Below are 14,956 nucleotides of genomic sequence, written 5' to 3'. Positions count from 1 at the left end.
GGCGCGGGAGAGTGACGGACGGCGGCGCCGTGCGCGCGGCGGCGAGGGCTTAGGCTGCCGATTGTGACCACCACCCGTCTGCCGCTCTTCCCCCTCAACACCGTGCTGTTCCCGGGACTGGTGCTGCCGCTGAACGTCTTCGAACAGCGCTACCGCGCGCTGGTGCGCGATCTGCTGGCGATTCCGGAGGACGCGCCGCGCCGCTTCGGGGTGGTCGCCATCCGGGACGGTCGTGAGGTGGCGCCCACCGCCGTGGGGATGCCCGATCCCACGGCGCCGTCCCTGACCGGTCCGGCCGCGGGCTTCGGCCCCGATCCGATACGGGCCTTTCACACGGTGGGCTGCGCCGCCGACGTCGCGACCATCCGCGAGCGTCCCGAGGAGGGCGGTGAGGACGGCTACGAGGTGCTCGCCACCGGGACCATCCGCTTCCGGCTGCTGTCGGTCGACGCCTCGGGCCCGTACCTGGTCGGCGAGGTCGAGGAGATGCCCGAGGAGGACGGTGAGGGGGCCGGCGCGCTCGCCTCCGGAGTGCTGCGGGCGTTCCGCGCCTACCAGAAGCAGCTCGCCGGCGCGCGGGAGCGGACGCTGGCCGGCGGGCAGGAGTTGCCGGACGACCCCTCGGTGGTGTCGTACCTGGTCGCCGCCGCCACCGTCCTGGACACCCCGACCAAGCAGCGGCTCCTCCAGGCGCCGGACACCGCCACCCGGCTGGCGGACGAGCTGAGGATCCTGCGGCGCGAGACGGCGCTGATCGGTAGGCTCCCGTCGGTTCCGGCGGCGGAGCTGACCCGCCTGCCGACCAGTCCCAACTGAACACCGCTCCCGGCCCGGCGCGGGCCGGTCGACGCGGTTCCACGGTGATCGGCGATGCGAGGCGTGCAAGGCGTGGCGAGGAAGAAACCGAAGTCCGGTTCCGGCGGCACTCCGGCGACGGTGGCCGCCACGAAGGCGGGCGTGGCCTTCACGCTCCGCTCCTACGAGCACGATCCCGCCGCGCCCTCCTACGGCCAGGAGGCGGCGGAGGCGCTCGGCGTGGCTCCGGAGCGGGTGTTCAAGACGCTCGTCGCGGACGTCGACGGCGCGCTGACCGTCGCGGTCGTCCCCGTCTGCGGTTCGCTGGACCTCAAGGCGCTGGCGGCGGCGGTCGGCGGCAAGCGGGCGGCGATGGCGGACCCGGCCCTGGCCGAACGCGTCACGGGCTACGTGCGCGGCGGGATCTCGCCGTTGGGCTCGCGCAAGGCGCTGCCGACGGTGGTGGACGCCTCCGCCGAGCGGCACGGGACGATCTGCGTCTCGGCCGGGCGCCGAGGGCTGGAGATCGAACTGGCCCCCGCGGACCTGGTGCGGCTCACCGGCGCCGTCACGGCGCCGATCGCCCGCTGCTGAGCCCCATCCGGCGGCGCGCACCGCGCGCCGCCTCACGCGTCCGTCCCGCGTCCGTCACACGCCCCCGGGCGCGTTCCCATCCCTCGGCGGCCCCCACATGGGGTGGAGGACGGGGTCGGGTTCGGGGTCGCGGGGGCCGAACAGCGCCGTGAGGCCCAGGTGCGCCAGCAGCGCGGCGAACGGCCACACCAGCAGGGTGCCCTTGGCCCTCAGCTCCAGCGGGGCGTCGAAGACCTTCCCCTCGCCCACCGCCTTGGCGTGGGCGACCACGTCCTGCTCCGGGCCGAGCCAGACGCCCAGCCGCCAGGCCAGCACCGAGCCCAGCAGCGCGCCGACCGCCAGCCCCACCGGCACGCCGATCCCGCCCCGGCGCCGCATGAGGAAGACGACGGCGCCGGTCAGCACGCCGATGCCCAGGGCCGACAGGGCGAACATGCCGTCGACGCCGACCGACTCCTCGCCCTCGGCGTCCTTGAGGTAGACGGCCGTGCCGTCGGAGATCAGCGGGACCCGCGGGGCCAGCCACAGCCACAGCAGCCCGAGCACCACCCCGACGGCCGCCACGGCGACCGCCACCAGCGCGGCGTCGCGCGCCTCCCGGCGGGGCGAGATCCCGTCCGCCTCCTCCCCTCCGGTGCCCGGACCGGCCACCGCGCCGTCGGGCGGGGGCCCCCACGGGTCGTGGGAGTGGGCCGACCGGGAGGGTTCGTTGCTCGGAGAGGGCGGTGTCGGTGCGGTCACCCTGCCATCGTGCCAGGTTCGGCCGTCGGAGTGCCGGGCAGGCCCCGACTCGGCGTCACGGGGTGTCAGCGGACGGCGGCACGCCGGTACGCCCAGGTGGCGACGGCCAGCGAGACGGCCCCGACCGCCGCGCACACCCCCAGGTCGCCGGCGACCCGGGCCCAGTGCGGGCTGGGTTCGAAGGCCGCCGCCAGCGCCTCCACGCCGTACGTGGAGGGCAGCAGGTCCCTCACCCAGCGCACCGCCTCCGGCAGCCCGCCGGCCGGGAGCACGCCCAGCAGCAGCGCGGCCGACATGCCCAATTGTCCGCAGAGCGTGGCGAGTTCCTGACGCGGCGCGAGCAGGCCGAGGGCGGCTCCGAGCCCGGCGAGGGCCGCGCCGGACAGCGGCACCACCGCCGCCAGCACCCACAGTCCGCTCAGCGGGAGCTGGTAGAGCAGGGCGCCGACCACGGCGGTGACCACCACGCCGGGCACCGTGAAGGAGGCGTAGGCGCCCGCCGCCCCCAGCACCACGGCCGTGGGGGGCACCGGCAGGGTGGCGTAGTGGTCGAGTCCGCCCGAGGCCCTCAGATGCCCGAAGTACTGGGCGAGGAGGTTCAGGGCGACGAAGGCGACGACCAGCACGCTCGATCCGGCCACCACGGCCCGTGCCTCGTCGCCGGGGCCGCCGTCCACGACCCCGCGCATCAGGATCATGATGCCCAGGGACTGGAAGGTGGCCACGAAGAGCAGGGGGATGCGCGCCACCCGCGCGCGGGAGAGCTGCGCCCGGTAGACGGCCGCCAGGGCGGGCCACAGGCCCGCGCCGGGCGCGAGCGGGGCGACCTCGGGACGGTTCGCCGGCCGGTCGGAGCGCGGGACGGGGCGGGGGTCGGACGCCTGTGCGTCCTGCTCCCTCGCCGTGTCCTCCGGAGTCGCCGACGCCGCGGTGCTCACGTCCTCACCAGACCTTCCGTGTGTCCGCCCAGGGCCAGGTACACGTCCTCCAGGCTCGGCGTGGCCAGCGTGAAGTCGTCCAGCGCGGCGAACGCCGGGCCGCCGGTGACGGCGGCGACCGCCGCGCGCGCCTCCGCCGGCGGCAACCGCAGCGTCCAGCGGCGGCCGGTGGCCGTGGCGGCCCCCTGCAGAGCGGCCACCTCGGGCACCTCCAGCGGCGGCCGGTCGCGCCACACCAGGTCCAGCCGCACCTCCTCGCCGACCCTGGCCTTCAGCCCGGCGGGGGTGTCGCAGGCGATCGCCCGGCCGCGGTCCATGACGGCCACCCGGTCCAGGACCAGTTCGGCCTCGATGACGTTGTGGGTCACCAGGATCACCGTGGCGCCGTGCTCGGCCCGCCGGCGGTCGATCGCGGCCCACACCGCGCGCCGCGCCACGGGGTCCATGCCGGTCGTCGGCTCGTCCAGCACCAGCAGGGGCCGCTCCCCCACCAGGGTCGCCGCCACGCAGGCCAGCCGGCGCTGACCGCCGGAGAGCCTCTTCAGCGGGCGGTCGGCCAGGGGGCCCAGTCCCAGCTCCTCCAGGACGGCGTCGCGCTCGCGGCGCGCGGTGACGGCGTCCAGGCCGCGCAGCCGTCCGGTGGTCTCGGCGGCCAGCGACACGGTCAGCTCGTCCAGCGCGGTGGACTCCTGTCCGAGGTAGGCCAGCAGCCGGGCCGCCCGCCGCGGGTGGCGGACCAGGTCGTGGCCGAGGACGTCGACGCGCCCGGAGTCCGGTCGCAGCAGCCCGGTGAGCTGCCGCACCAGGGTGGACTTCCCGGCGCCGTTCGGGCCGAGGAGGCCGAAGACCTCGCCGTGCCGGACGGTCAGGCTGACGCCGTCGCTGGCTCGTACGGCCGGGGTGTCGGGGGCGCCGCGCCGCCCGCGCCGGGCCGGATAGGTCTTGACCAGGTCGTGAACGCTCACGGCGGTCCCCGCCGGTGCCTCCGCGTCCACCACCCGTGCTGCGCCCGTCGCTGTGCCCGTCCTCACGAGCTACGAGGGTACGCGCTCGCGTCCGCCTCACTCGCCGGCGGGTGCGCGTTCACCCGACGTGCGGGCGTCCACCTCGCGCCAGAAGCCGGCGCGGATCGCGTAGCGGTCGCGCTCGTCGATCTGGTCGTCCTTGTGCGCCAGCAGGCCGAAGCGCGCCGCGTAGCGGAGCAGTTCCCCGTCGATGCGGTGCGGGATGCGGGGGTACTCCGCGGAGAGGGTCCTCAGGTGCACGGGGGTGGTGAGCCGGTCGATCCAGCGGCGGGCGAAGACCTGGCCGACCTCGTAGGGGTCGCCGCTGACGGTGGTGATGTCCTCCTCCCGGTCGGCCCAGCGCTGCTCGGCGGTGGTGAGCTGGGCGAGCGTCGGCAGGGCGGCGGCCTCCGGGGACTCGCCGGGGGCGCCGCGGTCCACCCAGCCCCGGTCGGAGGACCAGCGCAGGGTGGCGCTCGCGGGGGCGGTGGGGGTGTGCGGGGCGTGGGCGGCGGGACGGCCGAGTCCGGCCAGGTCCTTGGGGGTGGGCACGCCCTTGGCCGGTGCGCTGTCGCCGGGGCGTTCGTCGGCGGCGGGCCGGGTGCCGTTCCCGGCGGAGGCGGGCGCGGCGGCGGGGGCGGCGGCGCTCGGTTCCGTGCGCTCCGTGTCCGGGCCGGCGCCGGCCGTCACGGGCGTCCCGCCGTCGGAGGCGGGGGGAGGCTCGGGCAGGGGGGCGGAGAGGATGGCGGCGATCTCGGGCCGGGTGTCGGGGCGCGGCGGGCAGACCCCGGTGACGTCCCTGGCCCGGACGGCCCGGGTGATCCAGACCCGGTCCAGAACGCGCCGCTCGTCGGCCTCGGCGACCAGGTCCTCGGACTGGTTGTAGTCGCCGTCGGCGGCCTGGACGGCCCACAGGTGGACGGCGACGCCGTGTTCCTTGGCGGACATCAGGCCGGGCAGCAGATCGCCGTCGCCGGTGACCAGCACGATGTCGGAGCAGGCGCGGTTGCGCGCCAGTTCGGTGAGCTCGGCGTGCATGGCGGCGTCCACGCCCTTCTGCGCCCACCGTCCCTCGCTGCGCGTGAGCGCGCCGAGCCGCACGGTGACGCGCGGCATCACCCGCAGGCGCCGGTGTTCGGGCTGGGGGACCCGGTCGGGGGCTCCGTCGAACCAGTAGATGCGCAGCAGTCGGCAGCCGGTGTCCTCCTCGGCGCGTTCGCGCAGTCCCTGGATGAGGACGGAGTGGTCCACGGTGATCCGGGAGCGCGCGGGTTCTCCCGCCAGGAGGCTCGCGGCGGCGCCCAGGAGGTACCCGGCGTCCACCAGGACGACGCAGCGATCCACGCTCCACCCACTCTCGGTACGACCGGCACGCCCGGCTCAACCACCGTGACCGAAGGTGCCCGTTCGGTCGCGGTGCGTCTGTCTCGGGTCCGTTTCGAGTCTGCCCGACCGTGCTGGGCTTGTCGGCTCGGACTCGATCTTCGGCGTGGCGGGGGGCCTGTGTCCACGGTACGGGACGGACCGCCCGTCCCAGAAGGCCGATTACTCAGGGCAATTGTCCGACATGCGCGTTGTGCGGATGCGTGCGAGGCTCTGAGCACGGCCCATCGTTCCGAGATCCGCCACAGGAGGAGATCATGGGCAAGCGCAAGAAGGGCGACCGCGAACAGCGGCGTGGACGCGGCGCCGTCGACCGGTCGCAGGAGCAGTCGAACACCCCCGCCGAGCAGATGGCACGGACGCAGTCGGCGTCGCAGGCGGACTCCGGGGACGTCGGACGCAAGCACCGCAGGCGCTTCGGCCACAACTGAGGCACGACCGCGACCCGACGGGACGCGTCCTTCCCCGGGCGTCCCGTGGAGCGGAACGCGCGCCGCACCCGCCCGGCACGGTCCGGGCGGGTGCGGCGCGTCGGGTCCGCGAGCGGGTCAACCCGCCAGACAGGAGGGGCCGAGCAGGGCCTTGAGGTCGCCGAAGAGCGCCGGATCGGCGGTGACGCGGTGCCGGTCGAGCCGGAGCACGGTCGTCTTGCGGGAGCCCTGGAGCTTGACCCGCACCTCGGTCGAACCGCGGTGCTGGGTGAGCACCTCGCCCAACTTCTCCACCAGCGGCGGCGTGACCTTGACCGTGGGGATGGTGATGGTGACGGGCGCGTCGGAGGCGGCGTCCGACAGGTCGGGGACCATCAGCTCCATCGCGACCAGCCGGGGGACGTCCTCGCGCTTGTCCAGCCGGCCCTTGACGAAGACCACCGCGTCCTCCACCAGTTGGGTGGAGACGAGTTGGTAGGTGGCGGGGAAGAACATGCAGTCGATCGAGCCCGCCAGGTCCTCCACGGTGGCGATGGCCCAGGCGTTGCCCTGCTTGGTCATCTTCCGCTGGAGGCCGGAGATGATGCCGCCGATGGTGACGATCGCCCCGTCGGTGAAGTCGCCCGCGTTGAGCTGGGAGATCGCCGCGTCGGTCTTGTCGGCCAGCACGTGCTCCAGGCCGAACAGGGGGTGGTCGGAGACGTAGAGGCCGAGCATCTCCCGCTCCTGGGCGAGCAGGTAGCTCTTGTCCCACTCGTCGGTGGGGAACTGCACGTCCATGCCGAAGCCGGGGCCGCTGTCGGCGTCGCCCTCGCCCAGGCCGCCGAAGAGGTCGAACTGGCCCTCGGCCTCCTTCCGCTTGACCTGCACCACGTTGTCGATCATCGACTCGAAGTGCGCCGTCAGGCCCTTGCGGGTGTGGCCCAGGTTGTCGAAGGCACCGGCCTTGATCAGCGACTCGACCGTGCGCTTGTTGCACACCACCGCGTCGACCTTGTCGAGGAAGTCGGGGAAGGAGGTGTACTTCCCCTTGGCCTTGCGGCAGGCGACGATCGAGTCGACCACGTTCTGGCCGACGTTGCGCACGGCCGTCAGGCCGAAGACGATCGTGTCGTCACCGCGCGGGGTGAAGTTCGCGTCGGACTCGTTGACGTCCGGCGGCAGCACCTTGATGCCCATGCGGCGGCACTCGTTGAGGTAGACCGCCGACTTGTCCTTGTCGTCGCGGACGGAGGTCAGCAGGGCCGCCATGTACTCGGCCGGGTAGTTGGCCTTGAGGTAGGCGGTCCAGTACGAGACCAGTCCGTACGCGGCGGAGTGGGCCTTGTTGAAGGCGTAGCCGGCGAAGGGGACCAGCACGTCCCAGAGCGCCTGGATGGCCTCGTCGCTGTAGCCGTTCTTGCGGGCGCCCGCCTGGAAGATGGTGAAGTTCTTCTCCAGTTCCTCGGGCTTCTTCTTGCCCATGACGCGGCGGAGGATGTCGGCTTCGCCGAGCGAGTAGCCCGCGATGATCTGGGCCGCCTTCTGCACCTGCTCCTGGTAGACGATCAGGCCGTAGGTGACGTCGAGGACTTCCTTGAGGGGCTCGTCCAACTCCGGGTGGATGGGGGTGATCTCCTGCTGCCCGTTCTTGCGCAGCGCGTAGTTGATGTGGGAGTTCATGCCCATCGGGCCGGGCCGGTACAGGGCCGAGACCGCGGAGATGTCCTCGAAGTTGTCGGGCTTCATCATCCGCAGCAGGGAGCGCATGGGCCCGCCGTCGAACTGGAAGACGCCCAGGGTGTCGCCGCGCTGGAGCAGCTCGAAGGTCTTGGGGTCGTCCAGCGTCAGGTCGAGCAGGGTGATGTCGACGCCCTTGTTGGCCTTCACCAGCTTGACGGCGTCGTCCATGATCGTGAGGTTGCGCAGGCCCAGGAAGTCCATCTTCAGCAGGCCGAGCGACTCACAGGTGGGGTAGTCCCACTGGGTGACCACCGCGCCGTCGTTCTTGGGGCTGAAGACGGGCACGTGGTCCACCAGCGGCTCGCTGGACATGATCACGCCCGCCGCGTGCACGCCCATCTGCCGCACCAGGCCCTCGATGCCGCGGGCGGTGTCGATCACCTTCTTCACGTCCGGCTCGTTCTCGTACATCGACCTCACCTCGGCCGCCTCGCTGTAGCGCGGGTGGTTCGGGTCGGTGATGCCGGAGAGCGGGATGCCCTTGCCCAGGACGTCGGCGGGCATGGCCTTGGTGATGCGGTCGCCCATGGCGTACGGGTAGCCCAGCACACGGGCGGAGTCCTTGATCGCCGCCTTGGCCTTGATGGTGCCGTAGGTGCCGATCTGGGCGACCTTGTCGGCGCCGTACTTCTCGGTCACGTAGCGGATGACCTCGCCGCGCCTGCGCTCGTCGAAGTCGATGTCGACGTCGGGCATGGAGACGCGCTCGGGGTTGAGGAACCGCTCGAAGATCAGGCCGTGGTCGATGGGGTCGAGGTCGGTGATGCCCATCGCGTACGCCACGATCGAGCCCGCCGCGGAACCTCGGCCCGGACCGACGGCGATGCCGTTGTTCTTGGCCCACATGATGAAGTCGGCGACGACGAGGAAGTAGCCGGGGAACCCCATCTGGACGATGACGTCCATCTCGTAGTCGGCCTGCCGCTGCCGGTCCTCGGGGATGCCGTTCGGGTACCGGCGCCGCATGCCGCGCCGGACCTCCTCGCGGAACCAGGACTCCTCGGTGTGCCCCTCGGGGACGGGGAAGCGGGGCATCAGGTCCTGCTTCTCGAACCAGCCGGTGGTGTCGATCTGCTCGGCGACCAGGAGGGTGTTGCGGCAGCCCTCCTGCCAGGCGTCGGAGGAGTCGATGGCGTACATCTCCTCCGTGGACTTCAGGAAGTAGCCCGCGCCGTCGAACCGGAAGCGGTCGGGGTCGGAGAGGTTCTTGCCGGTCTGGACGCACAGCAGCGCGTCGTGGGCCTCGGCCTCGCTCTCGTAGGTGTAGTGGCTGTCGTTGGTGACCAGCGGCGGGATGCCCAGCTTCTTCCCGATGTCCAGCAGCCCCTGGCGGACCCGGCGCTCGATGTCGATGCCGTGGTCCATCAGCTCCAGGAAGTACCGGTCCTTGCCGAAGATGTCCTGGTACTCGGCGGCGGCCTTGAGCGCCTCGTCGAACTGGCCGAGCCGCAGCCTGGTCTGCACCTCGCCCGAGGGGCAGCCGGTGGAGGCGATCAGTCCCTCGGAGAACTCGGCGATCATCTCCCTGTCGGTGCGCGGCCACTTGACGAAGAAGCCCTCCATGTACGCGTCGGAGGAGAGCCGGAAGAGGTTGTGCAGACCGGTCTTGTTCGCCGCCCAGATGGTCTTGTGGGTGTAACCGCCGGAGCCGGAGACGTCGTCGCGCTTCTGGTGCGGCTGGCCCCACTGGACGCGGCGCTTGTACCGGCGCGACTGCGGGGCGACGTACGCCTCGATGCCGATGATCGGCGTGATGCCCGCCTTGGTGGCGTGCTGGAAGAAGTCGTACGCCCCGTGGAGGTTGCCGTGGTCGGTCATGGCGATGTGCGTCATGCCCATCTTCTGGCAGGCCTCGAACATGTCGCCGAGCCGCGCCGCACCGTCCAGCAGCGAGTACTGGGTGTGTACGTGCAGGTGTGTGAACGGCGGCTTGGCCACGGCGGGGGACCTCCAACGAACGGTCTTGCTGCGGTTCTGGAACGGCTCCGAAGTCTACGTCCCGGGCCGCCGGGACTCGCCGCCCGCCACGGACGGACACCGGCCGGCCCGCGCGTCCCGCGGATCACTCCCGTCACGGGCGCGTTCGGGCCTCGTTCGTGTTGCGATCGCCACCCTCTTCCGGCCTTCCGGGTCCTTCTCGGCGGAGCCCGTGGCACACTCGATCGCGATGGGCACGAGGGACGTCCCGGTCACGGGGACGAACACAGGAGTACGGACGGTGCGCGCCGCGGTCTTCACCGCGCTGTGCGTCACCCTGTCCGCGGGTGCCCATGTCCTGCTCACCGGAAACCCCCTGCCGTACCCGCCGCTGGTCGCGGTCACCGCGGTGGTGTTCGCGGTCGCCTTCGCCCTGGCCGGTCGGGAGCGGGGGTACTGGTCGGTCGCCGGCGCGCTGGTGCCGCTGGAGTTGGCCGCGGACACCGTCTTCACCACCGGGCAGGACGCCTGTTACGGGCAGGCGGGCGGGCCCGTGGCCGGCCCGCTGCGCTCCCTGGGCCTGGACCTGCTGTGCGCGGGCGGCGACTTCGGGACGCCCCTGGCGCGGGTGGCCGCCTCCGGCACGCCCACGCTCGCCCACGGCGCCCACCCCGCCACGCCCTGGCTCCTGCTCGCCGCGCACGTGGCGGTGGGGCTGACCGCCGCCGCCTGGCTACGCCGGGGCGACGCGGCGCTCACCCGGCTGCTGCGCGCCGCCGCCGCGTCCCTCTTCCGGCCGCTGTCGCTGGTCGCGACCGTCCTGTGCCCGGCCCCCGCGCCGTCCGGCCCCGGCGCCCGCGCGGCCTCGGGGCCCGCGGTGCCGTCCGCGCTCCCGCTGCTGGTCCACTCCGTCGTGCGGCGGGGACCGCCGTGCCCGCCGGCTCTCGCCGCCTGAGCACAACCCGAGCACCACGGGTCCCCCACACACGCACACGACACGGAGAACACACCCCCATGAGCAAGCGCAACAGCCAGGAAGCCAAGCGTGCCGCCCGCGAGCGGCTGCGGATCGAGCGCGAGAAGCAGGCCAAGAAGGAGAAGATGCGCCGCCGGCTGATCGTCGGCACCTCGGTGGTCGGCGTCCTCGCCATCGCGGGCGGCGTCGGCTTCGCCGTCGCCAACATGGAGAGCGACGGCGGCGGCAGCGGGAAGTCCTGGTCCGCGGCGGCGGACAAGAAGCTGGTGAAGCCGGCCAACGCCACCGGCGAGAACGGCACCGCCGTCGTCATCGGCGGCAAGGACGCCAAGACGACCATCGACGTCTACGAGGACATGCGCTGCCCGGCCTGCGCCAACTTCGAGCAGCAGCTCGGCGAGCCCCTCAAGCAGGGCGCCAAGGACGGCAAGTACAAGCTCCAGATCCACCTCGGCAGCATCATCGACGGCAACATGGGCGGGAGCGGCTCCAAGAACGCCATCAGCGCGCTGGGCGCCGCGCTGAACGTGAGCACCGAGGCGTTCACCGAGTACCACTCCCTGCTGTACTCCGCCGAGCACCACCCGGCCGAGCCCCAGGACAAGTTCGCCGACAACGACTACCTGCTGGACGTCGCGGAGAACGTCGACGCGCTGAAGGGCAACAAGGAGTTCGAGCAGGCCGTCGAGAAGGGCACCTACGACAAGTGGGCCCTGGAGATGGTCGACAGCTTCAACGACTCCGGGATCCAGGGCACGCCGACCGTCCGCATCAACGGCAAGGACGTGGAGATCGCCACGCTCCCCGCCGAGCTGGACAAGCTCGGCGTCAAGATCCAGTAATCGGGGAACCGGGCCCCGACGGCCCGGAACACCCCGCTTCCGGCCCGGTGGGCCGCGTCGCCCGAGGCGGCGCGGCCGACCGGGCCGGAGCCGCTTTCGGACCGTGGCCGAAACACCACTCGACGGTTCGACGAACTCTTGTCAGCCCGCTACCCGCCGTTCCTACCGGCGCGTAGCATCCGTGGCCGTGACCGACACCAACACCACTCCCCGTATCGCCGCGCCCACGCGCCGTACGGTCGTCGCGGCCACGGCGGCGACCGCGGCGCTGCTTCCGCTGGCCGGAGCCCGGCACGCCCGGGCGGACGGCGTCGACGCCTTTGACGGCTCGCTCGTCTTCGCGCACGGCGTCGCCTCCGGCGATCCGCTCCCCGACGGCGTCCTGCTGTGGACCCGCGTCACCCCCACCCCCGAGGCGACGCCCGGCTCCGGTCTGGGCGCCCCCGTGGAGGTCTCCTGGGAGGTCGCCGAGGACCGCGGCTTCGCCTCCGTCGTCGCCTCCGGTCGCACCACCGCCACGGCCGCGGCCGACCACACCGTCAAGGCCGACGTCCGCGGGCTGCGTCCGGCCACCGAGTACTTCTACCGCTTCGCCGTCGGCGGCGCCCACTCCCCCACCGGCCGCACCCGCACCGCGCCCGCCGACGGCACCGCGGCGGACCGCGTCCGCTTCGGGGTGGTGTCCTGCGCCCACTACGAGAGCGGCTACTTCACGGCCTACCGCCACCTGGCCGCCCGGAGGGACCTCGACGCCGTCCTCCACCTCGGCGACTACATCTACGAGTACGGCAAGGGCGAGTTCCCGCTGAAGGACGGGATCGTCCGGGAGATGCGGCCGGTCCACGAGACGATCACCCTGTCCGACTACCGGCAGCGCCACGCCCACTACAAGACCGACCCGGACCTGCGGGCCCTCCACGCCGCGCACCCGGTGATCGCGATATGGGACGACCACGAGACGGCCAACGACGCCTGGTCCGGCGGGGCCGAGAACCACACGCCGGAGACGGAGGGCGACTGGACGGACCGCGCGAGAGCCGCCCGGCAGGCGTACTTCGAGTGGATGCCGGTCCGCCCGTCCACCGAGGGCACCGTCCACCGGCGGCTGCGCTTCGGCTCCCTGGCCGACCTCCACCTCCTCGACCTGCGCTCCTTCCGCGACCGGCAGGCCCGCTTCGGCAGCGGCGACGTGGACGACCCCGACCGCACCATCACCGGCCGGGCGCAGTTGGACTGGTTGAAGTCCTCGCTGGCGGCCTCCGACGCGCGGTGGCACCTGGTCGGCACCTCGGTGATGATCTCGCCGATGGCCTTCGGCTCCGTTCCCGCCCACCTGCTCGGGCCGCTGGCCGAGCTGCTGGGCCTCCCCCGCGAGGGGCTGGCCGTCAACGTCGACCAGTGGGACGGCTACACCGACGACCGCCGCGAACTGCTGACCCACCTGCGCGACCGGGGCATCGACAACACCGTCTTCCTCACCGGCGACATCCACATGGCCTTCGCCAACGACGTGCCCGTCCGGGCGGCCGCGTACCCGCTGCAGCGGCCGGTCGCCACGGAGTTCGTGGTCACCTCCGTCACCTCGGACAACCTGGACGACGTCCTGAGAGTCCCGCCGCACACCGTCTCCTCGGTGGCCGAGGCCGCCGTCCGGGCCGCCAACCGCCACACCAAGTGGGTCGACATGGACTCGCACGGCTACGGCGTCCTGGACGTGACCGGCGAGCGGGCGCAGATGGACTACTACGCGCTGTCGGACAAGACGGACCCGCGAGCGACCGCCCACCACGTCCGCTCCTACCGCACACGTTCGGGTGCCCAGCGTGTGGAGCGCGCGGAGGACCCCGTACGCTGACCCCATGTCAGGGGGACGGCACGAGGATCACACCCGGCCCGGACGGGTCGTCGACGGACGGTTCGAGCTGCTGGAACGGCTCGGCAGCGGGGGCATGGGCACGGTGTGGCGGGCCCGCGACACCGTGCTGGACCGCGAGGTGGCCCTGAAGGAGGTCAGGCCGCCCGATCCGGCCTCGGCCCCCGGCCCCGCCTCCGACCCGGCCGACGAGGACACCGCCTCGCGCAGGGCGCGCGAACGCGTCCTGCGCGAGGCACGGGCCCTGGCCCGGATCAACCACCCGCACGTGGTGACGGTCCACCACATCGTGGACTCGCGGCCGTATCCGTGGATCGTGATGGAGCTGCTGCCCGGCCCCTCCCTCCAGGACCGGATCGCCGACGGTCCGCTTCGGCCGCGCGAGGCGGCCCGGCTGGGACGGCAGATCCTCTCCGCGCTGCGCGCCGCGCACGCCGCCGGCATCCATCACCGCGACGTGAAGCCCGCCAACGTGCTGCTGCGCGGCAACGTTCCCGCCGGGCCCGGCGGCCCGGACGGGGGCGGGGGCCTTGACGCGGTGCTGACCGACTTCGGCATAGCCGCGGTCCAGGGCTCCACGTCGCTGACCGCCACCGGCGAGATCGTCGGCTCCCCCGAGTACATCGCCCCCGAACGCATCCGGGGCGGGGACGACGACCCGGCCTCCGACCTGTGGTCGCTGGCCATGACGCTGTACGTCTGTGTGGAGGGCGCGAGCCCGCTGCGCCGCCCGACGGCCCTGGCCACGCTGGCCGCCGTCCTCGACGAACCGATCCCGCCGCCCGTGCGGTCCGGGCCGCTCGCCCCGGCGCTGACCGCGATGTTGGTCCGCGACCCGGCGGCGCGGCCCGACGCCGAGCGGTTCGACGCGCTGCTCGCCGAGGCGGAGGCGGGCCGGTCCGCCCCGCACCTGATGGAGACCCACACGGCCCCACGCCCCGCGGTGCCGCCTCCCCCGCCGGGCGCGCCGTTCCACCCGCCGACCCTGGCCACCGCCCCGCGCCCGGACGTCCCGGGCACGGGCGCCACCGTCCCCACCGCCTCGCCCGGGCGTCGCGGGTGGGTCGCGCCGGCCGTGGGGGCGGCGGTCTGCGCGGCGCTGATCGCGGCCTCCGCGTACGCCTTCACGGCGTTCACCGGGGACGGCGAGGAGGGCCGGGGCGCGGGAGCGGCCTCCTCCCCCGCCGCCTCGCCGCCCGACGCGCCGTCCGCCTCGCCGTCCGACGCACCGTCCTCGGAGGGGAACGCCAAGGGCCCGTCGGAGCCGTCCTCCGACTCCCCCGCCGGCTCGTCGGCCCCCGCCACACCCGAACCGTCGGCCACGCCGACCCCGTCCGCCGACAGGACCCCACCGGACGACGGGGCCCCGATCGCCGGCGAGGAGAGCGTCGACACCTGGGTGGCGCAGTTGTTCTCCGAGCCGGTCTCCTCCGGCACCGCCGTCCGCGACAAGCGGCTGGCCGCCGTCCGCGCCAAGGCGCCCGGGGCGCGGGTGCTGCTCAGCGACGACTTCGCCTCGCTCCGCCCGGGCTACTGGATGATCTACGCGCCGGGCCCGTTCCCCGACGGGCACGCCGCGGCGCGGTGGTGCCGGGAGCACGGCATGACCAAGCAGAACGAGTGCCAGGGCCGCTACCTCAGCCGGGACGCGGACGACCGGGTGTACCAGTGCGTCCCGACCACGAGCGGTCCGGGTGGCTCGGGCCGCTGCACGCGCCCCTGACCGGCCCGCCGCGTCCG

At 73.3% G+C, this 14,956-nt stretch carries 12 protein-coding genes; 7 read left to right on the top strand and 5 right to left on the bottom strand.

The window, feature by feature from the left end; translation table 11 throughout:
• Positions 1 to 63: 63 nt before the first annotated feature.
• Positions 64 to 816, top strand: coding sequence for an LON peptidase substrate-binding domain-containing protein (locus IF47_RS0103975; RefSeq protein ID WP_031506647.1), 753 nt, complete (start codon positions 64 to 66; stop codon positions 814 to 816).
• A gap of 72 nt (positions 817 to 888) precedes the next feature.
• Positions 889 to 1,389 (top strand): Cys-tRNA(Pro) deacylase, encoded by a 501-nt coding sequence (gene ybaK, locus IF47_RS0103970; protein ID WP_031506646.1) that lies wholly within the window; start codon positions 889 to 891, stop codon positions 1,387 to 1,389.
• 54 nt (positions 1,390 to 1,443) lie between these two features.
• Here the strand turns inward: ybaK and IF47_RS27440 are convergent, their stop codons facing one another.
• The 4 genes from IF47_RS27440 to IF47_RS0103950 all read right to left on the bottom strand — a co-directional run bounded on the left by IF47_RS27440 (position 1,444) and on the right by IF47_RS0103950 (position 5,416).
• Positions 1,444 to 2,130 carry a hypothetical protein gene (locus tag IF47_RS27440; RefSeq protein WP_051716956.1) on the bottom strand — a complete coding sequence of 229 codons (687 nt, stop codon included), beginning with the start codon at positions 2,128 to 2,130 and terminating at the stop codon, positions 1,444 to 1,446.
• Positions 2,131 to 2,195: 65 nt separating this feature from the next.
• A complete protein-coding gene (locus IF47_RS0103960) occupies positions 2,196 to 3,068 on the bottom strand; it encodes an ABC transporter permease (protein WP_051716955.1) in 873 nt (290 codons plus the stop codon).
• A complete protein-coding gene (locus tag IF47_RS0103955) occupies positions 3,065 to 4,033 on the bottom strand; it encodes an ABC transporter ATP-binding protein (RefSeq protein ID WP_037731940.1) in 969 nt (322 codons plus the stop codon). The genes IF47_RS0103960 and IF47_RS0103955 overlap by 4 nt, the downstream gene beginning before the upstream one ends.
• 96 nt (positions 4,034 to 4,129) lie before the next feature.
• Positions 4,130 to 5,416 carry an NYN domain-containing protein gene (locus IF47_RS0103950; RefSeq protein ID WP_031506639.1) on the bottom strand — a complete coding sequence of 429 codons (1,287 nt, stop codon included), beginning with the start codon at positions 5,414 to 5,416 and terminating at the stop codon, positions 4,130 to 4,132.
• Positions 5,417 to 5,712: 296 nt separating this feature from the next.
• On the opposite strand from IF47_RS0103950, the gene IF47_RS31005 reads away from it, so the two are divergent.
• The gene (locus IF47_RS31005) at positions 5,713 to 5,886 is read left to right on the top strand and encodes a hypothetical protein (RefSeq protein ID WP_169745194.1); all 174 of its coding nucleotides are present in this window, start codon (positions 5,713 to 5,715) and stop codon (positions 5,884 to 5,886) included.
• A gap of 117 nt (positions 5,887 to 6,003) precedes the next feature.
• Here IF47_RS31005 and dnaE read toward each other — a convergent pair whose 3' ends face one another.
• Positions 6,004 to 9,546 carry a DNA polymerase III subunit alpha gene (gene dnaE / locus IF47_RS0103940; protein ID WP_031506638.1) on the bottom strand — a complete coding sequence of 1,181 codons (3,543 nt, stop codon included), beginning with the start codon at positions 9,544 to 9,546 and terminating at the stop codon, positions 6,004 to 6,006.
• A 229-nt stretch (positions 9,547 to 9,775) separates the two neighbouring features.
• Here dnaE and IF47_RS0103935 point away from each other — a divergent pair, with 229 nt between their 5' ends.
• The 4 genes from IF47_RS0103935 (at position 9,776) to IF47_RS0103920 (ending at position 14,939) form a co-directional block, all read left to right on the top strand.
• Positions 9,776 to 10,480, top strand: a complete 705-nt coding sequence (locus tag IF47_RS0103935) for a hypothetical protein (protein WP_245640987.1) — start codon at positions 9,776 to 9,778, stop codon at positions 10,478 to 10,480.
• A 59-nt stretch (positions 10,481 to 10,539) separates the two neighbouring features.
• On the top strand, positions 10,540 to 11,343 hold the full coding sequence (locus IF47_RS0103930) for a thioredoxin domain-containing protein (protein WP_031506636.1): 804 nt from the start codon (positions 10,540 to 10,542) through the stop codon (positions 11,341 to 11,343).
• Between the two features lie 187 nt (positions 11,344 to 11,530).
• Entirely contained in the window at positions 11,531 to 13,198 is a 1,668-nt protein-coding gene (locus IF47_RS0103925) for an alkaline phosphatase D family protein (RefSeq protein WP_051716985.1), read from the top strand.
• Positions 13,199 to 13,202: 4 nt separating this feature from the next.
• Complete coding sequence (locus IF47_RS0103920; RefSeq protein ID WP_031506633.1) at positions 13,203 to 14,939, top strand: serine/threonine-protein kinase; 1,737 nt, start codon at positions 13,203 to 13,205, stop codon at positions 14,937 to 14,939.
• Positions 14,940 to 14,956 lie beyond the last annotated feature (17 nt).

This window comes from Streptomyces megasporus, assembly GCF_000718985.1.
Taxonomy (GTDB): domain Bacteria; phylum Actinomycetota; class Actinomycetes; order Streptomycetales; family Streptomycetaceae; genus Streptomyces; species Streptomyces megasporus.
Note: the sequence above shows the minus strand (reverse complement) of the source record. Positions and strands in the feature narration are given on the sequence as shown.